Origin of the sequence: Pseudactinotalea sp., assembly GCF_048594945.1 — a bacterium.
In the GTDB taxonomy this organism is placed as follows: Bacteria; Actinomycetota; Actinomycetes; order Actinomycetales; family Beutenbergiaceae; genus Pseudactinotalea.
Window position 1 is genome coordinate 1 of sequence record NZ_JBMDXJ010000008.1, and the last position, 6,974, is coordinate 6,974.

The window sequence follows — 6,974 nt, forward strand, 5'->3', positions numbered from 1 at the left end:
CACCGTGGCGACGAACGGCTGGGCCCATGCCGTGCCGAACACCACGGAGAACCTCGACGCGGTGCAGTCCTTCGTCGAGTTCCTCAACGCTCCTGAAAACCAGGCAGCGATGACCCTGACGCTCCCGGCACGCCTGTCCGCGGCGGATGACCCGAAGTTCGAGGACCCGCTGCTCGAGCCGTTCATCAGCCAGCAGAACGAGAACGGTCGCGCCGTCCCGGCGTACCCGGGCTACGCCGAGCTCACCGCGACCATCTACTCCGCTGTCCAGTCGGTCGCGCTCGGTCAGGCGAGCGCTGAGGATGCCAACCAGACGATCCTCGATCAGGCTGCCAACGTCCTCACCACCAACTGACGGCCAGGTCCGGGGCGCGGTCGCGCCCCGGACCTCCCCACCAGGAGGGCTTCTTTCATGACTACTGCGGTCTCCAGCCCGACGGCGCAGGCTCGCGATCGTCGGATCCGTCGCCGTGCGAGCGTGATGGGTTGGTCACTCTCATCACCGTCGGTGATCGCGATGATCGCGCTCGCGGGCGTGCCGCTCGTGACCGTGATCCTCGGCGCACTGTCCCGGGAGGGCGTCGATGCGGCCGGTCGGATCATCGCCAACCCCGCGTTCGGCACGATGCTTCGCAACACGATCATCTGGGTCGCGATCTCCTTGGTCGGGGCGATGGTGGTGGGCTATCTCGCTGCCGTGGCGCTCAACACCAAAGGCGTGCGCCTGCAGGGGATGTGGCGCGCGATGCTGCTGATTCCCTGGATCACGCCGACGGTCGCCGCTGCCACCGCGTGGAAGTGGGTCTTCGGTCGAGACTTCGGCACCCTCAACGGCATCCTGCTCTCGGTCGGCCTGATCGATGAGCCGATCTCCTGGTTGACCGATCCTGTGCTGGTGCTGCCGGCCCTTGCCCTCGTGCAGGTGTGGTGCACCTTCCCGTTCGTCATGTTGATGGTGGGAAGCGGGCTGCAGTCGATCTCCGACGAGACACGTGAAGCGGCCTCCCTGGACGGCGCGAGCGCCATCCAGACATTCCGCTACATCGTGCTGCCAGCCTTGCGCGACGTGACCTTCATCCTGCTCTTGATCGTCACGGTCTGGGCACTCAACTCGTTCGTTCCGGTCTGGGTCATCACCAGGGGAGGACCCGCGGGCTCCTCAACGATCCTGTCGATCGAGCTCTACAACCAATTCCTCAACGGGAACGCAAGCAGCGTCTCGGTATTCGCGCTGCTGCAGCTCGTGGTCAGCATGTCCATCGCAGCGCTCTACGTGCGACAGACCCGGAAGGACTGACCATGGCGACCGCCTCTCCTCCGACGACCCGCCGTCAGCGTCAGATCGGCTTCTCGACGATCCTGGCTTACCTGCTGCTGATCGCCCTCACTGCCCTGGCGCTGCTACCACTCCTGGTGATGCTGACAAGCTCCTTCAAGCCGGGATCAGAGATCTTCGCTGTGCCGGCAACCCTGTTCGCCCAGGAACCGACCCTGGCCAACTACGTGAAGGTGCTGACCGAGTCCGACATGCCCCGAGCGATCGGGAACAGTCTTCTCGTCGGCCTGTTGGCAACGCTCGCCACCCTGGTGCTCGGGCTCAGCACGGGCTACGCGTTGTCGCGCTTCCGGTTCCGGGGAGCGCGGACTCTGTCCCTCGCGCTACTACTCGGACAACTGCTCCCGGCCACGGTGCTGCTGCTGCCCGTGTACCAGCTGATCCTGAGGATGAACCTGCTGGACACGGTGCCTGGGCTATCGATCGCGATGCTCGTGTTCGTCCTTCCGGTCGTCACCTGGATGCTCTCGACGACGTTCACCGCCGTCCCGGTCGAGCTCGAGGAGGCGGCCATGATCGATGGCTGCTCACGCCCACGAGCGGTTCTTCTGGTGGTGTTGCCCGTCGCAGCCGCCGGTATCGCCTCGGTCTCGATCTTCGCCTTCCTTCAGTCTTGGAACGAGTTCCTCTTCGCCTCGGTGATGACGACCTCGGCCGCCGCCAAGACGGCACCGGTGGCACTGACCGACTTCGCGAACGAGTTCACCGTGGACTGGGGTGCCACCATGGCGGCCGCCTCCGTCATCTCCATTCCCATCACGATCGTGTTCCTGTTCATGCAGCGGTTCTTCATCCGCGGCATGGCTGCAGGGGCGGTGAAGGGGTGAAGATCACCAGAATCGCCTGTGCCCTGTTGGGCAACAGCCCAGTGGTGCGCATCGTCACCGATGCCGGGCTGGACGGATTTGCGCAGATGGAGTCCTCGCGCCCGTTCGCGGCAATGACCATCCCGGTGGTGGCAGCTGAGCTCATCGGTGAGGACCCCACCGATATCGAACGATGCATGGTCAAGATTCGCCGCCTCGGCGCTTTCAAGCCCTGGGGCAGCGCAGTCAGTGCGGTCGAGGTGGCCCTGTGGGATCTCCAGGGCAAGGCCACCGGGCTTCCCGTGCACAAGCTGCTCGGCGGCAAGGTGCGCGACCGCGTGCGGGTCTACAACGGCGGCGTGCGCACCGACCTGGGTGCCCACACGCCTGCTGACTATGCACGGGCGGCGCGCTTCGCCGTCGACGCCCCTGAAGGATTCACGATCATCAAAGAGGGCGTCGGCTACCACGGGTTCATGTCCACGAACGTTCCCGGCTTCATGCTGGGTGACCCGCAGCCGGGTCCGCGCCACCCGAACCGAGGCCCGCTGACCAACAAGGGACTCCGGCATGTGGTGGAGTGCGTGGCAGCAATTCGGGGCGAGATCGGCCCTGACATCGGATTGGCACTGGACGTGGGGCCGGGCCACACCCTGGCTGACTCGATCCGCCTCCTGAACGCGCTCGAAGAGTTCGACATCATGTGGGCAGAGGACCTGCTCACCGGCGACTACACCCCGTGGGTGCACGCTGACCAGTACCTCGAAGTGACGCGATCCAGCACCGTACCGACGCATACCGGCGAACAGATCTACTCCCGGCACAACTTCCGGCACCTTCTCGAGACCGGGGCCGTGCGGGTCATCGGCCCGGACCCGCTCGATGTGGGCGGTCTAGCCGAGCTGAAGTGGGTGGCCGAGTTCGCTGATCTCCATGGCATCCAGATCGCGCCGCATGGGGTTCTGGACGGCGTGCTCGGCTTTGCCGCGCTCGTGCAGGTGTGCGCGACTCTCCCCTCCAACTTCGTGGCGTTCGAGTACCCGCTGACGGAGCATGCGTGGTGGTACGAAATCGTCGACGGCGTCGGGCCCGACGCTGTTCGTGAGGGCTTCGCGGCCGTCTCGGAGCGGCCCGGTCTCGGCGTGACTTTCAACATCGACGAGGCGCGGAAGTACCTGCGCCCCGAGGATGCCGACTTCTTCGACTGGAGCTGACCTCACTATGTCCCGCTGGCGCACACTCGCACCTGGCCAGATCTCCCAGGTCTGCCTCTTCGACGTCTCCACACGCGAACGAACGGTCGTGTTCGAGACCGGCGAGATCCTTCTTGAAGCGCCGAACTGGCGCTCAACGCCCGACGAGCTGGTTCTCAACGGCGATGGGCGGCTGTGGGCGTTGCCGCTCGATTCCGCTGAGCTGCGTCCCGTTCCGGGCGATGTCACGGATGCCAACAACGACCACGTGCTGCACCCCGATGGGCATCGCATCTTCATCTCCACGGCGGCCGGCGATCTGGTGGCGCTCGATCTGGAGACAGGCCAGACGGAGCCGTTGACCCAGTCGAGCAAGGACGGCTTGCACTACTTCCTGCACGGCATCACACCCGACGGAACCACGGCCACGTTCGTTGCCAAGGACCCCGAGACCCGGGGATACGAGGTGTACGCACGGGACGTCACCGCAAGGCAGAATCGCCGGCTCACGACCACGGGTCGACACCATGACGGCGCTGAGCCCACACCCGACGGGACGCGGATCGTCTTCAACTCCGAGCGAGAGGCGGGCGTTCCGGGACACGCACAGCTCTATTCGATGGCACTCGACGGCTCCGACGTGCAGCGCCTCACCGACGACGAGCGAGTCAACTGGTTCCCGCACCCCTCTCCGGATGGGGAGCACCTGGTGTTCCTCAGCTACGAGCCCGGAGTTGAAGGCCACCCTGCCGACAAGCCCGTGCAGCTGAGGTTGTGGCGCCCCGATGGTCAGCACGAGGTGCTGCACGAGATGAACGGTGGGCAAGGCACCATCAACGTTCCGAGCTGGTCCAGCGACAGCCGTCGGTTCGCGTTTGTGGAGTATCCGACCCAGTAGCGTTATCCACAGGCTCGCCCGGGTCGCCGCTTATCCACAGATGTCTCCGACCCCGTAGCGGGCGAGGTGACCGACTCGCGACGCTCGTGGCATGGCCACACTTCATGACGCCGTCGAGATCGATCGAACCAAGCCGGGGTGGCTGCGCCGCGCCTGGGAAGTGGAGCGGCCGCCGTGGCCGGGTGGCGGGTTCCTGCTGGCGGGCCGCATCCCGGAGATCCTCGAGCCGTTCATCAAGGACGAGCCGGCACCCGGGCTCGAGGAGGGCAACCTCCGCATCCTCGATTTCGAGGGCCTGGACAGTGAGGCGGCCGCGCTGCTGCTGGAGGCGCTGCCGGAGCGAGCGCTCGAACTCGACCTCAGCGGCTACGCGCCCCCGGCGGGCATCACGCTGCGGGCGATCGTTGACCATCCGGGCGTGATCCTGGGCGGCGGCTCGGTGGTCAGCCCTGAACTGCACGGAGAGGCGCTCCAACTGCGCGAGCTCACCATCAACGACCCCGCCCTGCTCGACCTTCCACCCGACGTGGTCCCCGCGGAGCTACCGGAGTGGATCGGCGAGCTCCCGGAAGCGGCGTACCAGGAGTACCTCGACGCCCGCGAGTGGTGCCTTCAGCACGGCGTCACGCGGCAAGCCTGGATCCTCGCGGTCCAGCGGTACGGCATCGCCGAGGCGCGCCGCTTCCCGCAGATGCGGATCCTCACCGATAGCGCCGGCGTCACCTCGGGCGTGTGGTTCGCATGGTGATGGGCGACGGCGACGGCTCGTACCTCGACATGTTCTCGCCTCCTGAGCCCTTCCGGAGTGGCAATCTCACTCCGGAGCAGGCCGACGACTGGCAGATGCTCACCGGCTGGGACTCCCAGCGGCCGTACTACTCACGCGACGGCATCGACCGCGCCGACGCCCGCCGGCTGCTGGGGCAGCTGTCCAAGTCACAGCTGTCTGAGCGCTGGAACTTCTCGCCGACCGTCGGCACGATCCTGCGGAGCATCATCAAGCATCCGCAGGTGCGGGCGAACTCGCCGGCGCAGAAGGGCGACGCAATTCCGGACGAGCACTTCGGCCTCAGCGGTGTGCTCATCGACGACCCCGAGCTGCTCACGTTCACCCCAGATGTCGCGCTCGGTCCCGTGCCGGACTGGGTGGCAGACCTCGACCTGGAGCTGCGGCGCGAGTACTACTTCCACCGCGCCCGGTGCATGTCGGGCAGCGTGTACCGCCAGCAGTGGCACGCCGCCCGCCACCGCTACGACCTCCACGACGCCGATAGCGGGCCGGACGAGATCGACGTGGTCAGCGGCGCCGACGGGCACTACGTGCTCCACCTGTGGTGGGACTGAGAGAGCTCTTGTACACCGCCGTTCCACAAGTTATCTTGGAGCGATGAGATGGGGAGTCCCGTCGTGGCCGCGTCAGCCCTCAAGCACGGGCTACGCGAGGAGGAGATCCTCCATGCCTACCGCAATCCAGTTCGGGCATGGGACCTCGGAGACGGGTTCGCGATGGTCGTCGGGGCGACCGCGGCCGCTCTGCTGGTTGAAGTCGGATACATCCAGGGCCACGGTGGGCTCGTCATCGTCCACGCCATGCGCGCCCGCGAGAGATTCATGAGGTGAGGAACATGCCACGTACCGTCGATGAGATCCTCGCGCACGCTGATGAGCTGGCTGCCCGCTTCGAGGAATACGACCCCCAGCTTGGTGACGAGCTCGATCCACGTGCCGTGAACTTGCTGCGCGAGGCGGTCACGGAGCGGTCGACTGCTGAGCGCCATCTGGTGGAAGCGGTTCGTTTCGCCCGGGCCGCCGGGATGTCCTGGGCGGCGATCGGGCACCTCGTCGGAACCAGCGGCGAAGCAGCGCGACAGCGCTACGCGAGCAGAGTCGCGTAGCGGGAACGGCGCCGTCCAAGCCGGTCGTGCCGAACGGCGGCGCGGGTGCGGTCGACGAGCAGGTCGCCGAGGCCGGCACGCGCAGCATCGCCAAGGTCAAGATCTCCGCCGACATGAAGGCGTACTTCACCAAGCTCCGCGAGGTCCTCACCGGCCCCACCATGCGGGGCGAGCGGGCGTGGCCAGTCGACGCGACGGTGCAAGCACTGAATCAGTGAGCTGCCCGACGCCGTTCGCGTTGCGCCCGTCTGGCCCGAGCAGTCCACCAGCACTCTCCTCAGGCCGGATCGGCGGACACCGGTTGCGGTCGGCAGGCGATCGCGTGCCCCGCGATGGCCAGCACGCCGTCTCGCTGTTCGAGCTGGTCGATCTCCCATTCCAGGCCACGCCCGATGAGGACCAGCTCGGCGTCCTTGAGTCGAGTGCGGATCATGGCAGGCACGACGTCGGTGACACCCAACCGGACCAGCACGTCCCCGCGAAACCCGCGGTCGTCATCAGTTCGATACGCCTCGGTATAGCTGGGCTCGTAGACCCGGGTGCCTCGCTCGAGCACGTCGGGCAGGGTGGACCGCATGAGCGGGACCTTGACGACCATCGGCTCGAACGTGCCGTGCGAAGTCAACTCAGCGTCGAGTTCGTTGATGTAGTCCGCGATCTGCTGGGACACGGGAAGCTGCCCTCGAAGCGCGGCGTCGATGTTCAAGCGCGTGGGGAACGCGGCCTTGAGCTCCCGCCTGGCCTGCTTCCGCGCGCGCCGCTCAGACTCCGCCGTTCCGTCACCATTGCCGATGGTTGCCACAGGGACGCCGATCAGAGTGGCGGCGTGTAGAGCACCGTCACGCG

General features: G+C 66.5%; 11 protein-coding genes. 10 read left to right on the top strand and 1 reads right to left on the bottom strand.

The window, feature by feature from the left end; translation table 11 throughout:
* The 10 genes from ACOJSN_RS00235 to ACOJSN_RS00280 form a co-directional block, all read left to right on the top strand.
* A partial coding sequence (locus ACOJSN_RS00235; RefSeq protein ID WP_420110501.1) for a hypothetical protein occupies positions 1-355 on the top strand: 355 nt, incomplete at its 5' end.
* Between the two features lie 162 nt (positions 356-517).
* Entirely contained in the window at positions 518-1,297 is a 780-nt protein-coding gene (locus tag ACOJSN_RS00240; RefSeq protein ID WP_420110511.1) for a carbohydrate ABC transporter permease, read from the top strand.
* A 2-nt stretch (positions 1,298-1,299) separates the two neighbouring features.
* Entirely contained in the window at positions 1,300-2,163 is an 864-nt protein-coding gene (locus tag ACOJSN_RS00245) for a carbohydrate ABC transporter permease (protein ID WP_420110502.1), read from the top strand.
* Positions 2,160-3,356 (top strand): mandelate racemase/muconate lactonizing enzyme family protein, encoded by a 1,197-nt coding sequence (locus ACOJSN_RS00250; protein ID WP_420110503.1) that lies wholly within the window; start codon positions 2,160-2,162, stop codon positions 3,354-3,356. Before ACOJSN_RS00245 ends, ACOJSN_RS00250 begins: the two co-directional genes overlap by 4 nt.
* 7 nt (positions 3,357-3,363) lie before the next feature.
* Positions 3,364-4,233 (top strand): TolB family protein, encoded by an 870-nt coding sequence (locus ACOJSN_RS00255; protein WP_420110504.1) that lies wholly within the window; start codon positions 3,364-3,366, stop codon positions 4,231-4,233.
* 91 nt (positions 4,234-4,324) lie between these two features.
* Positions 4,325-4,981 carry a hypothetical protein gene (locus ACOJSN_RS00260; protein WP_420110505.1) on the top strand — a complete coding sequence of 219 codons (657 nt, stop codon included), beginning with the start codon at positions 4,325-4,327 and terminating at the stop codon, positions 4,979-4,981.
* Positions 4,966-5,577, top strand: coding sequence for a hypothetical protein (locus ACOJSN_RS00265; protein ID WP_420110506.1), 612 nt, complete (start codon positions 4,966-4,968; stop codon positions 5,575-5,577). The genes ACOJSN_RS00260 and ACOJSN_RS00265 overlap by 16 nt, the downstream gene beginning before the upstream one ends.
* A gap of 63 nt (positions 5,578-5,640) precedes the next feature.
* Positions 5,641-5,853 carry a hypothetical protein gene (locus ACOJSN_RS00270; protein ID WP_420110507.1) on the top strand — a complete coding sequence of 71 codons (213 nt, stop codon included), beginning with the start codon at positions 5,641-5,643 and terminating at the stop codon, positions 5,851-5,853.
* 5 nt (positions 5,854-5,858) lie between these two features.
* The gene (locus ACOJSN_RS00275; RefSeq protein ID WP_420110508.1) at positions 5,859-6,128 is read left to right on the top strand and encodes a hypothetical protein; all 270 of its coding nucleotides are present in this window, start codon (positions 5,859-5,861) and stop codon (positions 6,126-6,128) included.
* A 26-nt stretch (positions 6,129-6,154) separates the two neighbouring features.
* Complete coding sequence (locus tag ACOJSN_RS00280) at positions 6,155-6,346, top strand: hypothetical protein (protein WP_420110509.1); 192 nt, start codon at positions 6,155-6,157, stop codon at positions 6,344-6,346.
* Positions 6,347-6,405: 59 nt separating this feature from the next.
* Here the strand turns inward: ACOJSN_RS00280 and ACOJSN_RS00285 are convergent.
* A partial coding sequence (locus tag ACOJSN_RS00285; protein WP_420110510.1) for a hypothetical protein occupies positions 6,406-6,974 on the bottom strand: 569 nt, incomplete at its 5' end.